The sequence below is a fragment of the Streptomyces sp. NPDC055013 genome, assembly GCF_053608645.1.
The window spans coordinates 1-16,848 of sequence record NZ_JBSGVW010000055.1 but is presented as its reverse complement, the minus strand read 5'-3'; the positions used below and the strand labels follow the sequence as shown (position 1 = coordinate 16,848).

Here is a 16,848-nt window from a genome sequence, read left to right as displayed (position 1 = left end):
GGTCAGGGCCGTGCACCCCCGGAGGGAAGACCTCAGACCGTGCCTACCGTGCTGTTCGGGGATGGTTCGACGCTGACGAACCCGTCGCTGGCTCAGGTGAAGCAGAAGATCAGCGTGTGAACGACGCGCATCGAAGCGCATGAAGAGGGTGGCCGTCCCGGCTCGGGGCGGCCACCCTCTCTTTGCGCTCAGACCCCGCGGGTCGGCAGCGGCTTGCCGTACCAGAGCTCGATCAGACGGGCCGCGATCGAGATGCCGTACGGCGGCATGACCTCGCCGGATTCGAAGGCGGCGTGCAGTTCCTCGCGGGAGAACCAGCGGGCCTCGTGGATCTCGTCGCCGTCGACGTTGACCTCGGTGGAGGTGGCGCGGGCCATGAAGCCGAGCATGAGGCTGGACGGGAAGGGCCAGGGCTGGCTGGCGACGTACTCGACCTGCCCGACGCTGATACCGGCCTCCTCGTAGACCTCGCGGCGCACCGTCTGCTCGATGGACTCGCCCGGCTCGACGAATCCGGCGAGCGTGGAGAAGCGGCCCTCGGGCCAGTGGACCTGGCGGCCGAGCAGGATGCGGTCGTCCTCGTCGGTGACCGCCATGATCACTGCGGGGTCGGTGCGCGGGTAGTGCTCGGCGCCGCAGGCGGGGCAGCGGCGGATGTGGCCGGCCGCGGCGATCACGGTCCGCTCGCCGCAGCGGGAGCAGAAGCGGTGGGTGCGCTGCCAGTTCTCCAGGCCGACGGCGTGCACCATCAGGCCGGCGTCGCGCGGTGACAGCAGCAGGCCCGCCTCGCGCAGGCCGGCCGGACGGGCGGACTGGTCGATACGGCCGGGCAGTGCGTCCTTCTGAAGGGCGAAGTAGCTGACACCGTCCTCGTCGATGCCGAGGAAGTAGCGGTGCGCCTCGGTGAGAGGGGCCTCGAAGGAGGGGGTCATGACGAGTTCGGTGCGGCCGTCCGCCGTCTCGTCGACGAGGACCTGACCGCCGGAGACCACGAAGCAGCGGGTCGTGGGGTGGCTCCATGCCGCCGCGAGCCAGGCCTCGTCGAGCCGGTGGTGGGCGGCGCGGTCGATGCCGCTCGGTGCGGTGAGCGAGATGGGGCGGTCGGCGGTGTGGTCGGTCGAAGTGGTCACGGGTGCTTCCAACTCCCCCAGTGGAACGGTGTGCTTCGGCGGGTGGATCGGCGGGACGTGCGACGGGAGGCGACCGGGTCCATCGGGGCTCGGCGGTGCGGGGCGGCCGTTTCAGTGTGCCCCGCGCGCGGTGCCCGTCCGGACGGCCCAGGTGGGTCAGGGCGCATGACGCCAGTTCGCGGCCAGGTCGCCCCACAGGTAGGCGGTGGTCTCGACGCCTTTGAGCAGCAGATCGAGCTCGACCTTCTCGTTCGGGGCGTGCCAGCCGTCGGACGGGACGGAGATGCCCAGGAAGAGCACGGGTGCGCCGAGGACGTCCTGGAGGTCGGCGGCGGGGCCCGAGCCGCCTTCGCGGGTGAAGCGGACCGGGCCCTCGAAGGCGCGGCTCATGGCGCGTACGACGGACTGCAGGGCGGGGTGGTCCAGCGGCGTCAGGCACGGGCGCGTGGCCCCGCTGAACGTGATCTCGCAACGGATACCGGCGGGCACCTGAGCGTCGGCCCACGCGCGGACGGCCTTCTCGATGTGGTCGGGCTCCTGTCCCGCGACCAGCCGGAAGGAAAGCTTCACCATGGCGGAGGACGGGATGATCGTCTTGCTGCCGGGGCCCTGGTAGCCGCCGCCGATACCGTTGACCTCGGCGGTCGGGCGGGCCCAGACACGCTCCAGGGTGGTGTGCCCGGCCTCGCCCTGGGTGGCGTACGACTTTGCGGTGCGCAGCCACTGCTGCTCGTCGAAGGGCAGCTCTGCGAAGAGCTCACGCTCGCGGTCGGTCAGTTCGACGATGCCGTCGTAGAAGCCGGGGATCGCCACACGCGCGTGTTCGTCGTGCAGGGCGGTGACCAGGCGGGCGGCCGCCGTCGCCGGGTTGGGGACGGCGCCGCCGAAGGAGCCTGAGTGGATGTCCTGGTCGGGGCCGTACAGCCGGATCTCGCACTCGGCCAGGCCGCGCATGCCGGTGCACACGGTGGGGGTGTCCTCGGACCACATGCCGGTGTCGGACACGATCACGGCGTCGGCCGCGAGCCGCTCGGTGTTCTCCTCGACGAGAGCGCGGAAGTGCGGGGAGCCGGACTCCTCCTCGCCCTCGATCAGCAGCTTCAGGTGCACGGCCGGAGTGGTGCGGCCGGTGGTTGCGAGGTGGGCGCGAACGCCGAGTGTGTGGAAGAACACCTGGCCCTTGTCGTCGGCGGCCCCGCGCGCGTAGAGGCGCCCTTCGCGGACGACGGGCTCGAAGGGCTCGCTGTCCCAGCCGTCCTCAAGAGCGGCGGGCTGCACGTCGTGGTGGCCGTAGACGAGGACCGTGGGCGCCTTCGGATCATCGGAGGGCCACTCGGCGAAGACGGCTGGCGCGCCCGCCGTCGGCCAGACCTCGGCGGTCGGGAAGCCGGTCTCCTTGAGCTTGGCGGCGAGCCAGTCGGCGCTGCGGCGTACGTCGTGAGCGTGGTCGGGCTGGGCCGACACGGACGGTATGCGCAGCCACTCGGCGAGGTCGTCGAGGAAGGCGGCGCGGTGCTGCTCGATGTACGTGCGGACAGCGCTGTCCGGGGTCTGGCTCATGGTCACGAGCCTATCGGCCCGCACCGACATCCTCGGTGGGCGGTTCCTCACACTCCGCCTCCGTGACCGGGTCCTCGGTCAGCAGTCGCTCCAGTGCCGTCCGGTCCGGCAGATCGTCCGGTCGTACGACCTCGCCGCTGCGGACGTAAAGGAACGAGGCGTTGACCGATCCCAGCGGCACGCCCTCCTGCTCGGCCCAGGCGAGCCGGTACAGGGCCAGCTGGAGCGGGTCGGCGGTGCGGGTCCGGTTGGTCTTCCAGTCGACGATCTCGTACGTCGCCCCGTCGCAGTCACCCTCCTTGTAGACGGCGTCGATACGGCCCCTTACGACGCGCCCGGCGATCGCGAGCTGGAAAGGGGCCTCGACCCGGTACGGCGTCCGGTGCGCGTACTCGGTGCGCTCGAAGGCGTCCTTGAGGGCCTCCAGGTCGCGCTCGTCGGCGATCTCGGCCTCGCTGCCGGGCAGGTCGTCCGGCTCCAGCATGGGCAGCGTGAGCTCTTCGAAGCGGGCCTCGACCCAGGCGTGGAAGCGGGTGCCGCGGCGCGCGGCAGGTTGAGGCGGGCGCGGCATGGGGCGCGCGAGCTCCTGCGCGAACCCGTCCGGGTCGGCGGCCAGCCGCATGAGCTGGGACGCGGTCAGTGACGCGGGCAGGGGTACGTCGGTGACGCTCGCTCGGGCGCGCAGGAGCTCTCCGGTGAGGGCGTCGAGGTCGCGGTCCCAGGAAGCGAGGGTGCGGGTCTCCTCGGGGGTGAGGGGTTCCGGTTCCGTGGGATGACGGGGTGCCGGTGGTCCGGCAGGGGGCTCCGGGGATGTCGCCTGGTGCGGGATGGTCGGGCGGCCGGTGGGCCAGGAGTCACGGTTGCCGGGGTCCGCCTCGGACGACTGGCCGTCGGCGAAGGACTCGTCGCCAAAGGTCTCGTCGGCGAAAGGATCGTCCTCGTCGGGCACATCGTCCGCGAACGCGTCGTCGTCCGGCAGCGGAGGCCACTCCGGATCGTCGTACGTGTCCGGGTCGTGCGCGACGGACGCGTGGCCGTCCTCGTGGCGGGTGAGGGTCTCCAGGTGGGCCAGGACCGTCTCGGCGGCGGCCCGGCGTCGGGCCAGGGCCGTCCCGTCGAGGGGCAGGGGCCACAGCTGGTCGGCGTTCTCCCGGTGCAGGGCCGGGTTCTCCTCGTCCTCGGCCGGCTCGTCGGCCCAGGCCTCGATCTCGCCGTACCCGGCCGCGCAGTGGTCGTACAGAGCCTGCAGGAAGTCGGAGGGTCCGCGGGGTTTCTTCTGGCTGGGGCCCCACCAGTGGCCGGAGCCGATGAGCAGGGAGCGGGGGCGGGTGAAGGTGACGTAGCCGAGGCGGAGTTCCTCGGTGTGCTGGTGGTCCTTCATGGCCTCGTGGAAGGCCTTCAGGCCGCGGGAGTCCCAGGAGGCGACGTCCGGGAGCGTGTCGGTGTCGCCGCGCAGCTCGTGGGGGAGGACCTTGCCCTGCGCGGTCCACTTCTCGCGGCCCTGGGTGCTGGGGAAGGTGCCCGTGACCAGTCCTGGGACGGCGACGACGTCCCACTCCAGGCCCTTGGACTTGTGCGCGGTGAGCACCTTGACGGTGTTCTCGCCGCCCGGGAGGGCGTTGTCGAGCCCCTTCTCGTACTGGGCCGCGGTGCGCAGGAAGCCGAGGAAGGCGAGCAGGGACGCCTCGTTGTCGCCGGCGGCGAAGGAGGCGGCGATGTCTAGGAAGTTGGACAGGGTCTCGCGGCGGCGGGCGGCCAGCGCGTGCGGGGACGCCGACAGCTCCACTTCCAGGCCGGTGACGGCGAGGACGCGGTGGAGTACGTCCATCAGCGGGTCGGACAGGGAGCGGCGCAGGTCGCGCAGTTCGGTGGCCAGGCGCGCGAACCGCACGCGCGCGTCCGGCGAGAAGGGCAGCCCGTCGTCGTCACCGTGGCCGTCCATCGGCGTCTCGAGGAAAGTGTCGAGGGCGTCCGCGAGCGAGATGACCTCGGCCGGGTCGACCCCTTCGACGGCCTCGGCGAGGCGGCGGTCCGGGTCGTCGTCGCCGTCCACGCGCGCGTGGGACACCAACCGCCGTGCGCGGCGCCCCAGGAGGGCGAGGTCGCGCGGGCCGATGCGCCAGCGCGGGCCGGTGAGGAGGCGGACCAGGGCGGCGTTGGCTCCGGGGTCCTGGAGTACCTCGCAGACGGCGACCAGGTCGGCGATCTCGGGCAGGTGGAGCAGCCCGGACAGGCCGACCACCTCGACGGGGATGTCCCGGGCGACGAGCGCGGCCTGGATCTCGGCGAAGTCGGTCGCCGTGCGGCACAGGACGGCGATCTCTCCGGGTTCCTGGCCGGTGCGAACGAGATGCGCGACGGAGTCGGCGATCCAGTCGATCTCCTCGGCATGGGTGGGCAGGAGGGCGCAGCGGACCGTGCCGTCACGCTCGGCGCCCGGGGCCGGGCGGAGAGCCTCCACGCCCGCGTGCATGGCGCGCAGGGGCCCGGCGAGGCCGTTGGCGAGGTCGAGGAGGCGGCCGCCGCTGCGGCGGTTCTCGCTGAGCGCCTGGCGGGCGGCGGGGCGGCCGTCGGCGTGCGCGAAGTGCTCGGGGAAGTCGTCGAGGTTGGCGACGGAGGCGCCGCGCCAGCCGTAGATCGCCTGGCAGGGGTCACCGACGGCGGTCACCGGGTGACCGGTGCCGCCCCCGAACAGGCCCGCCAGGAGGACGCGTTGGGCGACGGACGTGTCCTGGTACTCGTCGAGGAGGACCACGCGGAACTCGTCGCGCAGGATGGGGCCCACCTCGGGGATCCCGGCGAGCTGTGCCGACAGCGCGATCTGGTCACCGAAGTCGAGCAGGTCCCGCTCCCGCTTGGCCGCGCGGTAGCGGCGCACCAGGTCGGCCAGTTCCCGGCGGGCCGCGGCCGCCTCGGGGACCTTGCGCAGATCGGCGTTGGTGAGCTTGGCGCCTTGCAGGGTGAGTAGCAGCCCGGCGTCGTACGCGCGCAGTGCCTCGGGCCGTACGAGGTGCTCGGCGAGTTCGGCGTCGAGGGTGAGCAGGTCGCTGACCAGGTCGGCGAAAGAGCGGGTGAGTGCCGGGTACGGGCCCGGGGCCTCGCGCAGTACGCGCGCGGCGAGTTGGTAGCGGGTGGCGTCGGCGAGCAGGCGGGACGTCGGTTCGAGGCCGATGCGCAGGCCATGGTCGGTCAGCAGGCGGCCGGCGAAGGCGTGGTACGTCGAGATCACCGGCTCGCCCGGCGGGTTGTCCGGGTCGATGACGTCAGGGTCCGTGACACCGGCCTTGATGAGCGCCTTGCGGACGCGCTCGGCGAGTTCACCGGCGGCCTTGTTGGTGAAGGTCAGGCCGAGGACCTGTTCGGGGGCGACCTGGCCGGTGCCGACCAGCCACACCACGCGTGCCGCCATCACCGTCGTCTTGCCCGAACCGGCTCCGGCCACGATGACCTGCGGGGCGGGCGGCGCGGTGATGCAGGCCGTCTGCTCCGGGGTGAACGGGATGCCGAGGAGCTCCTTGAGCTGCTCGGGATCGGTGATACGGGCGGACACCTCAGAGAGGCTAGCGGCGGGCACTGACAGTCGATGCCGGATCAGCCTTCGGACCGAATGAAACGCAGGTCAGCACGGGTGGTGCGATCGGTCACTCCGGATACTGACGATGCGTTACTCGATCACGTGCCGCCCCTCGGGCCGCGCGCTGCAGGACGCCCGGAACGCACAGTGGGTGCAGTGCTGGCCCGCGGTCGGGGTGAACCGTTCGTCGAGAACCTTGCCGGCCGCCGTGGCGAGCAGGTCACCGACCCACCCCCCCTCGGCGCCCTCCAGGGGCTCCTGTCCCTGCACCTTGGGAAGCGTCTCGCCGCCGTCGCGTTTGGCGGCGCCCTGGCGCAGCTGGACGAGTTCGGCGCCGCCCGGCTCGGGGCGTACGCCGTCGAAGACCTCGTCGACAGCGCCCTCGCTGACGGCGAGCTGATAGACGGCGAGCTGCGGGTGGCGGGCCACCTCGGCCGCGCTGGGGGCCTGCTTGCCGGTCTTGAAGTCGACCACGTAGGCGCGCCCATCGCCGTCGGCCTCGACGCGGTCCATCTGGCCACGGATGCGCACCTCGAACTCGCCCGCGCCGAGGGTGACGTCGAAGTCGTGCTCGCTCGCCACCGGAGTTCGCCCCGCGCGGTCCATCACGTGCCACTTGAGGAAGCGCTCGAGCGCCACGCGCGCGTTGTCCTTCTCCTGCGCCGACTTCCACGGCGCGTCGAAGGCGAGCGCGTTCCACACGGAGTCGAGCCGCTCCATGAGGACGGCGAGGTCGGCCGGGGTGTGTCCGGAGGCGACCTCGTCGGCGAGGACATGCACCACGTTGCCGAAGCCCTGGGCGACCGTCGCGGGCGCGTCGGCCTTCACCTCGCGGCCCAGGAACCACTGCAGGGCGCAGGTGTTGGCGAGCTGGTCGAGGGCGCTCCCGGAGAGCACGACGGGCTGGTCGCGGTTGCGCAGCGGCACCTTGGACTCGGTCGGCTCGAACATGCCCCACCAGCGGTAGGGGTGCGCGGCGGGTACCAGTGGGCGGCCGTCCTCGTCGGCGAGCGCGGCGAGCCGGGCCAGGCGGCGGGCGGCGGCCTCCCGGAGGGTGTCCGACGCGCGCGGGTCGACCGTGGTCGCCCGGAGTTCGGCGACGAGCGCGGCGACGGACAGCGGGCGGCGGGGGCGGCCGGTCACATCTCTCGGTTCCACGCCGAGTTCGGTCAGGAAGCGGGAGGGCTGGTCGCCGTCGTCCGCCGGGGCCTTCACCGCGGTGACGACGAGGCGTTCACGCGCGCGTGTGGCGGCGACGTAGAACAGGCGGCGCTCCTCCGCCAGCAGCGCGCCCGGGGTGAGCGGTTCGGCGAGTCCGTCGCGGCCGATGCGGTCGGCCTCCAGGAGGGAGCCGCGCCGGCGCAGGTCCGGCCACAGGCCCTCCTGGACGCCCGCGACGACGACCAGGCGCCACTCGAGGCCCTTGGAGCGGTGCGCGGTCATCAGGCGCACGGCGTCGGGGCGTACGGCACGCCGCGTGAGGGTGTCTGCGGCGATGTCCTCGGCCTCGATCTCCTCCAGGAAGTTCAGGGCGCCCCGCCCGCCGGTGCGCTCCTCCGCGCGGGTCGCTGTCGCGAACAGAGCGCATACGGCGTCGAGGTCACGGTCGGCGTTGCGGCCCGCGGCGCCGCCGCGGCGGGCGGTCCGCTCCAGGCGCGTGGGCCACGGCGTGCCCTCCCACAGGTCCCACAGCGCCTCCTCGGCCGTACCGCCGCTCGCGAGGCGCTCACGGGCCCTGCGCAGCAGCGCGCCGAGGCGTTGGGCGCCACGCGCGTATGTGGGGTCGTGCACGGCCAGGCGCTCCGGCTCGGCGAGCGCCCGCGCGAGCAGGTCGTCGGAGGGGGGCGGCAGGGGATTTCCCGCGACCCGCTCCTCGTCGCGCAGGGCCCGTCCGAGGCGGCGCAGGTCGGCGGCGTCCATGCCCGCGAGGGGCGAGGCGAGGAGGGTCAGGGCGGTCTCCGTGTCGAGCCAGGAGGTGGCGGGCTCGTCCGTGGAGTCGTCGCCGAGGGCGTCGCCGTCCTGCGGCCGTACGTCGTCACCCTCGGGTTCGCGCAGGACGCCCCCGTCGGCCGACTCGGGCGTCAGGGCAGCCTCGGCCGTGGCCACCGCCCGCAGTGCCGTCAGCAGTGGCGCCACCGCCGGCTCATGCCTAAGAGGCAGGTCGTCGCCGTCGATGTCGAGGGGCACCCCGGCCGCCGTGAGCGCCCGGCGCACGGTCGGGATCGTGCGCGACCCGGCACGCACCAGTACGGCCATCTCACCCCACGGAACGCCGTCCTCCAGATGCGCCCTGCGCAGGATGTCGGCGACGTTGTCCAGCTCGGTGCCCGGCGTCGGGTAAGTGAAGACCTCCACGCGGCCGCCCTCACGGACCGGCGCCAGTTCGCGGTGGGCGCGTACCTTGTCCGCCGGCAGGCGGGTCAGCGGCATGCGCTGGGTCAGCAGCCGGGTCGCGGCCAGCAGGGCGGCGCCGGAGCGGCGGGAGGTGCGCAGGACCTCCACGCGCGCGGGGTGGCCGTCCGCGCGCGGGAACGCGTGCGGGAACTCCAGGATGCCGTTCACGTCGGCGCCCCGGAAGGTGTAGATCGACTGGTCGGGGTCGCCGAAGGCCACGAGGGTCCGTCCGCCGCCGGCAAGGGCGTGCAGCAGCCGTACCTGGGCCGGATCGGTGTCCTGGTACTCGTCGACGTAGACGGCGTCGTACTGCGCGGCGAGCCGCTCGGCGGCCTCGGGGCGGCGGGCGAGGAGCACCGCGCGGTGGACGAGCTCGGCGTAGTCGAGTACGCCCTGCATGTCGAGCACGTCGAGGTACTCGGCGAGGAAGGACGCCGCAGCGCGCCAGTCGGGGCGGCCGATGCGGTGGGCGAAGGCGTCCAGGGCGTCCGGGCCGAGGCCCAGTTCGCGGCTGCGGGCGAGGACCGCGCGGACCTCGTCGGCGAAGCCACGGGTGGTCAGGCAGGCGCGCAGCTCGTCCGGCCAGCGCACATGTGCGAGGCCGAGCCGCTCCAGGTCCGGCTGACCCGCGAGCAGTTCCCGCACGGCCACGTCCTGCTCCGGGCCGGACAGCAGCCGCAGCGGCTCCACGAACAGATCGCTGTCCTGGTGGGCGCGGACCAGTGCGTAGCAGAACGAGTGGAACGTGGTCGCCCGGGGCGCACGCGCCGCCCCGATGCGCAGCGCCATCCGGTCGCGCAGCTCCACGGCAGCCTTGCGGCTGAACGTCAGCACCAGGATGCGCTCGGGGTCCGAGCCGCGGGCGACGCGCTCCGCCACCGACTCGACGAGCGTGGTGGTCTTACCGGTGCCCGGACCTGCGAGAACGAGAAGCGGACCGCCTGCATGGTCAACCACGGCGCGCTGTGCGGCGTCAAGACGAGGGGGAGCCACTCGGACCGGCGGGGTACGCACCAGCCGGTAAGCGCCACGGGCCCCCTGTCGCACCTGGGGGTGCGACAGGCGCCTGGTGGAGAAAGAGGAGCTCACGTGGTTCGCCGGTCCTGGTGGGTGTACTGGTGGGTCGCCCCTCGCGCGTGGAGGGCGGTGGCTGCGAGGTGAGGGCGACACGTGCAGCCGACGCTACGCCGCGGGGTGGCGCGGAAGCAGGGCTTCCGGTTCATCCCTCCGGCCACTCGTGGCACGTGCGTCCCTCGACTCACGAACGTACGTCATGCCACGGACGTGCCCCCTTTCCCCCGTACGGATCACAGGTCACACAGCGGGCCGTCCGATGGCGGAAGCTGTCAGGTGTGACCCTGTGCGCGTTCGCCGCCGTCCCAGCGCGCCCGTCTCATGTCGAGGCGCGGCAGGTGGCCCTCGGCGGCCCTGCTCGCCTCCTTCAGCGGTGTGCTTTCCGCGCGGTAGTGCTCCAGCGCCCGCAGCTCGTGGCCGGGCAGCAGGGCCCCGTCCGCGCGGACCACCCGCCACCACGGAACGGCGCCCCCGTAGAGGGCCATCACCCGGCCGACCTGCCGGGGACCGCCCTGCTCCAGCCACTCCGCGACGTCTCCGTACGTCATGACACGTCCGGGCGGAATCAGGTCGGCGACCTCGAGTACGCGCTCGGCGTACTCCGGCAGCGTGTCCGCGTGCTCCGGGCGGGCCCGGTCGTACTCCGGGCGGGTGTCGTCCGGAAGGCTCTCCTCGCTCATCCGGCCCATCCTGCCGCACCCCACCGACAATGTGATGCGCTCGCCACTGTGCGTATGCCTCGCCCGGAGACGAAGCTTCGGGCAGACTGTGCGCCCCCGCATTTGCACCCTGATGCCCCCGTGTGTCGGTGGGGCATGCCACCATCGTGCGGGCGGTGACTGGTGATACGAGACCAAGAAGAGACGATGAAGCAGCAGGGTGTGCACCCGGAGGACGCGGAAAGCACCTCTGACGCTTCGTCGCGCCCGGACACCGCGAACGCCGACAAGAAGGACTCCGGCGACGGCGGCAAGAAGGACGGGCCCGGCAAGGGCGCCGGCGCGAGCGACGCCGGCCGCAAGGCCGTCGAGGGGAAGGCCGGGTACGACCTCGAAGAGGTGCACGCCGACGAGGTCGAGGGCGACGAACCCCTGCTCCCCGCGCGCGTGCACCGTCCCTCCGACCTCATGCGGCTCCTCGTGGGTGTGCTGGGCATCGCCCTGCTGCTCGCGATCGCCGCGTTCGCGCACGGCACCACCTCGGGTCTCGAGCAGGACATCAACAAGGGCACCGGGCAGGCACCGGACTTGTTCAGCAAGATCGCCGGGCTCGTGTCCAGCATCGCGATCCTGCTGGTGCCCGTCGCCTTCGCGATCGAGCGCCTGATCAAGCGGGACGGGCTGCGCATCGCCGACGGCGTCCTCGCCGCCGTCCTCGCTCACGGCGTGACGCTCGCCACCGACCTGTGGGTCGCGCGGGCCGCCCCGGACTCCATCCGGGACGCGCTCACCCAGCCCTCCCCCGGCGACGTCGGTTCCCTGACCGACCCGGTGCACGGCTACCTCGCTCCGGTCATCGCGTACATGACGGCCGTGGGCATGTCCCGCAGACCCCGCTGGCGTGCGGTCCTGTGGGCGGTCCTGGTCCTGTACGCCTTCTCCATGCTGGTCACCGGCTACACCACGCCGTTCTCGATCCTCCTGACACTGCTGATCGGCTGGACCGTCGCCTACGGCACGCTGTACGCGGTCGGCTCGCCCAACGTCCGGCCCACGGGGCGGACCCTGATGGCGGGCCTCAGGCACGTCGGCTTCCGCCCGGTGAGCGCGGCCCGCGAGGAGGTGTCCGAGGAGTCCGGCGACCGCGGCCGACGCTACTTCGTCACCCTCGAGGAGGGTCCCCCGCTCGATGTCACGGTGGTCGACCGGGAGCAGCAGGCGCAGGGCTTCTTCTACCGCGCGTGGCGCAATCTGACGCTGCGCGGCTTCGCCACCCGCAGCAGCCTCCAGTCGCTGCGCCAGGCCCTGGAGCAGGAGGCGCTGCTCGCCTACGCGGCGATCGCGGCCGGCGCCAACGCGCCCAAGCTGATCGCCACCTCCGAGCTCGGCCCGGACGCCGTGATGCTGGTCTACGAGCACACCGGCGGGCACACCCTGGACTCGCTGCCGGACGAGGAGATCACCGACGACCTGCTGCGCGGCACCTGGCTCCAGGTGAAGGCGCTGCAGTCCCGCCGCATCGCCCACCGGAGGCTGGTGGGCGACGCGATTCTGGTGGATCGTTCCGGCAAGGTGATCATCACCGACCTGCGGATCGGCGAGATCGCGGCGAACAACCTGCTGCTGCGCATGGACATCTCCCAGCTGCTGGTGACGCTCGGCCTGCGCGTGGGCGCCGAACGCGCGGTGGCCTCGGCGGTGGGCGTGCTCGGTCCGGACGCCGTGGCCGACTGTCTGCCGATGCTGCAGCCCATCGCGCTGAGCCGCTCCACGCGCGCGACGCTGCGCAGACTCGCCCGCGAGAGGGCCGAGCGCGAGCGTGAAGCGGTGCTGGAGGCCTCACGGCACGCAAAGCACGCGCGCAGCGAGGAGGCCACGGACGACGGCGGGCCGGCACTCGACAAGCCGGACGAGGAGCTCGACAAGAAGCTCGACAAGCCGGAGAAGCAGGACAAGAAGACCGTACGGGCGCAGGCACGGGCCGAGAAGCGGGCCATCGACGAGGCCCTGGACGAGGCTCGCGAGGAGGATCTGCTCACGCAGATCCGTCACGAGGTGCTGCTCATCAGGCCGCAGGCACCCGTCGAACCCGCCCGACTGGAGCGCGTCCGGCCGCGCACGCTGATCAGCCTCATCGCCGGTGCCATCGGCGCGTACTTCCTGCTGACGCAGCTCACACACATCGAGTTCGGCCCGCTCATCGCCAACGCCCAGTGGGGCTGGGTGGCCGCGGCCGTGCTGTTCTCGGCGGCCAGTTACTTCGCGGCCGCGATGGCGCTGCTGGGGTTCGTGCCCGAGCGGGTGCCGTTCCGGCGGACCGTGTCGGCGCAGGTCGCCGGGTCCTTCGTGAAGATCGTCGCGCCGGCCGCGGTCGGCGGCGTCGCCCTCAACACGCGGTTCCTGCAGCGCGCGGGAGTGCGGCCGGGACTTGCCGTGGCGAGCGTCGGCGCCTCGCAGCTGTTCGGGCTCGGCTGCCACATCCTGATGCTGCTGGCCTTCGGCTATCTGACCGGCACCGAGAAGACGCCGTCGCTGTCGCCGTCCCGGACCGTCATCGCGGGTCTGCTGACGGTGGCCGTACTGGTGCTCGTGGTGACGTCGGTGCCGTTCCTGCGGAAATTCGTCGTCACGCGCGTGAGGTCATTGTTCGCGGGTGTCGTGCCGCGCATGCTCGACGTGCTTCAGCGGCCCCAGAAGCTGGTCACCGGCATCGGCGGCATGCTGCTGCTGACCGCCTGCTTCGTGATGTGCCTGGACGCCTCGATCAGGGCGTTCGGCAGCGAGGGGACCTCGATCAGCCTCGCCAGCGTGGCTGTCGTTTTCCTCGCGGGCAACGCCCTCGGCTCCGCGGCCCCGACCCCGGGCGGCGTCGGCGCCGTGGAGGCCACCCTGACCGTCGGTCTGATCGCCGTGGGCCTGCCCAGCGAGGTCGCCGCGCCGTCGGTGCTGCTGTTCCGGCTGCTGACACTGTGGCTGCCGGTGCTGCCGGGCTGGCTTGCCTTCAACCACCTGACCCGCAAGGGCGCGCTTTGACACGCGCGGACTTGTCCTGCGGGCCCGCGGACTTGCCCTGCAAGGACCAGGGCGTCGTACGTTGTAAGGGCACGTAAGCGGGTGAGGCGCAGCCGTACCTCGTACGGACCGCGCCCCGAGCGCCCCACCATGTACGACCGCAGGATGGGACCATGCCGAACCCTCCCCGGAAGCGCGCCGCTGCCCTGACCGCCGCCGCCCTGCTGCTGTCCGCCTTCCTGGCCGGCTGCAGCGACGACGGCTCCGGGGACGAGGACCTCACGGCCCAGGAGCTGAGCTGGAAGGACTGCCCGGCACCCTCCCAGGCGCAGGGCGGCGCGGGCAGCCCGTCGCCTCTGCCGGACGGCGACTCATGGCAGTGCGCCACCATGAAGGCGCCCCGTGACTGGGACGACCCCAAGGGCGACACGATCGACATCGAGCTGATCCGGGCGCAGTCCAGCGGCGACCCGAACCGGCGCATCGGCTCGCTGATCTTCAACTTCGGCGGGCCCGGCGCCTCGGGCGTCACCACGCTGCCCGCCTTCGGCGACGGGTACGAGAAGCTGCGCACCCGCTACGACCTGGTGAGCTTCGACCCGCGCGGAGTCGGCCGCAGCGCGCCGGTGCTGTGCGAGAACGACCAGCAGCTCGACGCCTACTTCCAGCAGGACACGACGCCGGACGACGCCGCAGAGCGGACCGAACTGGTGGACAGCACCAAGGAGTTCAACGACGCCTGTGAAGAGAACTCCGACGGGATGCTGCCGCATGTGCGCACCACCGACGCGGCCCGCGACATGGACCTGATGCGCCAGGTGCTCGGCGACGACAAACTGCACTACTTCGGCATCTCGTACGGCACCGAACTCGGCGGCGTCTACGCCCACTTGTTCCCCAAGAACGTCGGCCGCGCGGTCTTCGACGCGGTGGTCGACCCGACGCAGAACTCCGAGCAGGGCTCACTCGGGCAGGTCAAGGGCTTTCAGCTCGCGCTCGACAACTTCGCGGAGGACTGCACCTCGAAGGTCGAGGACTGCCCGATCGGCGACACCGCACAGGACGTCAAGAACCGGATGGGGAAGCTGCTGAAGGACCTCGACAGCAAGCCGATCCAGGGCGTCTTCCCGCGCGAGCTGACCCAGAGCGCCGCGACCAACGGAATCGCGCAGGCGCTGTACTCGCAGGACCTCTGGCAGTACCTCACCGAGGGGCTGGAGCAGGCGTACGACGGTGACGGCAGGATTCTGATGCTGCTGTCCGACTCGCTGAACGGGCGCAGCGAGAACGGCGAGTACAGCAACATCACCGCCGCCAACATCTCGATCAACTGCGCCGACGACAAACCTCGGTACACCCCGGCGGACGTGGAGCAGAAGCTGCCCGAGTTCCGGGCCGCCTCGCCCCTGTTCGGTGACGCCTTCGCCTGGTCCATGCTCAGCTGCACCGACTGGGCCGTGCCGGGCGCCGCCGACCATCCCGACGTGAGCGCGCCCGGCTCCGCGCCGATCCTCGTCGTGGGCAACACGGGCGACCCGGCCACCCCGTACGAAGGCGCGCGGCGGATGGTGGAGGCACTGGGCGAAGGGGTGGGCGTCGAGCTGACGTACAAGGGGCAGGGGCATGGGGCGTACAACAGCAAGAGCAAGTGCGTGCAGGACTCGGTGAACGGATATCTGCTGGACGGGAAGGTGCCGGCGGCCGGGACCGTCTGCTCCTGAGCCGCACCGAGAGCCCAGAAAAACAGCAGGTCAGAGAGTTATCCACAGGCTCCGACGGCGTTTTCGTGATCCGCCTACTATGGCCTGATCGCCATCCGCGGCACAGTGCGGACGGCCCGCGAGGGGGGAAGTGGCATGGCGCGTTTCGTACGGTGGACGGCTCTGACGGCCGCAGCCTTGCTGTTGGCGACGGGCTGCAGCGGCGGCTCGTCGCCGGACGGCACGGAGGCCGGCGGGGAGACCAGTGGCGCGAGTTCACCAGGCTCCTCCACGGGCTCGGCGACCACACTGCCGGCCTCGCTGACCTCGCAGAAACTCGACTGGGGGCGGTGCAAGGCCGCCGGAGGGGCCCCCGCGCCGGGCGACGAGTGGCAGTGCGCGGCGCTCAAGGCGCCCTTGGACTGGGCCGACCCGGACGGCAGGACGATCGACCTGGCCCTGATCCGCGCCAAGGCGGGCGGCGACGACCGCATCGGCTCGCTCCTGTTCAACTTCGGCGGCCCCGGCAGCTCAGGAGTGTCCACGCTGCCGTGGTACGCCTCGAACGCGTCCGAACTGGCCGAGCGGTACGACCTGGTGAGCTGGGACCCGCGCGGCGTCGGCGCCAGCGAGGGCGTCCGATGCCGCAGCGACAAGGAGATCCAGGCCGCCGAGTCGGTGGACATCACGCCGGACACCCCGGCCGAGGAGACGGCTTACTTCCGGGATGCCACCGCCTTCGGCCAGGGCTGCCGGAAGTCCACGGGGAAGCTGATGGCACATGTGTCGACCACCGACACCGCCCGCGACATGGACCTGATGCGCCAGGTCCTCGGCGATCCGAAGATGCACTACTTCGGCATCTCCTACGGCACCGAACTCGGCGGCGTCTACGCCCACTTGTTCCCGAAGAATGTGGGGCGGCTGATCCTGGACGCGGTCTCCGACCCGAGCGCCGACGCGTCGGGGCACGTCGAGAACCAGGCCAGGGGCTTCCAGCGCGCGCTGAACAACTACCTCGAGTCCACCGGCCGGGGTGCCGAGGAGGGCACGCAGGAGATCGTGGACCTGCTGAAGCGGATCGATGAGAGCCCGCTCCCGACCGGATCCGAGCGGAAGCTCACGGAAGCACTCGCGCTCACCGGTCTCCTCAGGCCGCTGTACAGCGAGGCGAGCTGGCCGACGCTGACCAGTGCGCTCGATGCGGCCGAGGAGGGAGACGGCTCGGCACTCCTGGCGCTCGCCGACGAGTACAACGACCGCGACCCGTCGGGGCACTACGTCACGGGGACCCACTCGCAACGGGTCATATCGTGCCTGGACGACAAGCAGCGCCCCACCGCCGAGGAGGCGAGGAAGCTGCTGCCACGATTCGAGAAGGTCTCACCGGTGTTCGGCCCCATGCTGGGCTGGGACACGGCGGGCTGGTGTCACGACTGGCCGGTGGCCGGACAGTACGACACCCCCGAGGTGAGCGCGCCGGGTGCGGCACCGATCCTGCTGGTCGGCAACACCGGCGATCCGGCGACGCCCTACGAGGGCACCCGGAAAATGGCCGACGAACTCGGCAAGGGCGTGGGTGTGACGCTCACCTGGAAGGGCGAGGGCCACGCCGCGTACGGGAAGGGGAGCGACTGCGTCGACTCGGCGATCAACGCGTACCTGCTTCAGGGGACGGTGCCCAAGGACGGCAAGGTCTGCTCATGACGGTGGCGGGGGCTTCGAGCACCCGTGGTGCTCGAAGC

The 16,848-nt window shown here is 71.9% G+C and carries 8 protein-coding genes and 1 pseudogene; 4 read left to right on the top strand and 5 right to left on the bottom strand.

All coding sequences use genetic code 11. From position 1 onward, the window contains the following. Positions 1-24 precede the first annotated feature (24 nt). Positions 25-120, top strand: a pseudogene (locus ACWGDB_RS39380) (NrdH-redoxin); the annotation flags it as partial. A gap of 68 nt (positions 121-188) precedes the next feature. Here ACWGDB_RS39380 and nudC read toward each other — a convergent pair. From nudC to ACWGDB_RS39355, 5 genes are all read right to left on the bottom strand, one after another. Continuing rightward, positions 189-1,130 carry an NAD(+) diphosphatase gene (nudC, locus tag ACWGDB_RS39375; protein ID WP_453826867.1) on the bottom strand — a complete coding sequence of 314 codons (942 nt, stop codon included), beginning with the start codon at positions 1,128-1,130 and terminating at the stop codon, positions 189-191. A 156-nt stretch (positions 1,131-1,286) separates the two neighbouring features. Then, positions 1,287-2,690, bottom strand: a complete 1,404-nt coding sequence (locus ACWGDB_RS39370; protein WP_453826866.1) for a dipeptidase — start codon at positions 2,688-2,690, stop codon at positions 1,287-1,289. A gap of 10 nt (positions 2,691-2,700) precedes the next feature. Continuing rightward, entirely contained in the window at positions 2,701-6,240 is a 3,540-nt protein-coding gene (locus ACWGDB_RS39365) for a UvrD-helicase domain-containing protein (protein WP_453826865.1), read from the bottom strand. Between the two features lie 114 nt (positions 6,241-6,354). Continuing rightward, complete coding sequence (locus tag ACWGDB_RS39360; RefSeq protein WP_453826864.1) at positions 6,355-9,747, bottom strand: ATP-dependent helicase; 3,393 nt, start codon at positions 9,745-9,747, stop codon at positions 6,355-6,357. Between the two features lie 257 nt (positions 9,748-10,004). Next, a complete protein-coding gene (locus tag ACWGDB_RS39355; protein WP_453826863.1) occupies positions 10,005-10,412 on the bottom strand; it encodes an MGMT family protein in 408 nt (135 codons plus the stop codon). 186 nt (positions 10,413-10,598) lie between these two features. Between ACWGDB_RS39355 and ACWGDB_RS39350 the strand changes: the two genes are divergently transcribed. The 3 genes from ACWGDB_RS39350 to ACWGDB_RS39340 all read left to right on the top strand — a co-directional run bounded on the left by ACWGDB_RS39350 (position 10,599) and on the right by ACWGDB_RS39340 (position 16,810). Beyond that, positions 10,599-13,424 (top strand): lysylphosphatidylglycerol synthase transmembrane domain-containing protein, encoded by a 2,826-nt coding sequence (locus ACWGDB_RS39350; protein ID WP_453826862.1) that lies wholly within the window; start codon positions 10,599-10,601, stop codon positions 13,422-13,424. A gap of 152 nt (positions 13,425-13,576) precedes the next feature. After that, positions 13,577-15,124, top strand: coding sequence for an alpha/beta fold hydrolase (locus tag ACWGDB_RS39345; RefSeq protein WP_453826861.1), 1,548 nt, complete (start codon positions 13,577-13,579; stop codon positions 15,122-15,124). A 135-nt stretch (positions 15,125-15,259) separates the two neighbouring features. Further along, a complete protein-coding gene (locus ACWGDB_RS39340) occupies positions 15,260-16,810 on the top strand; it encodes an alpha/beta hydrolase (RefSeq protein WP_453826860.1) in 1,551 nt (516 codons plus the stop codon). The last annotated feature ends 38 nt before the right edge of the window (positions 16,811-16,848 follow it).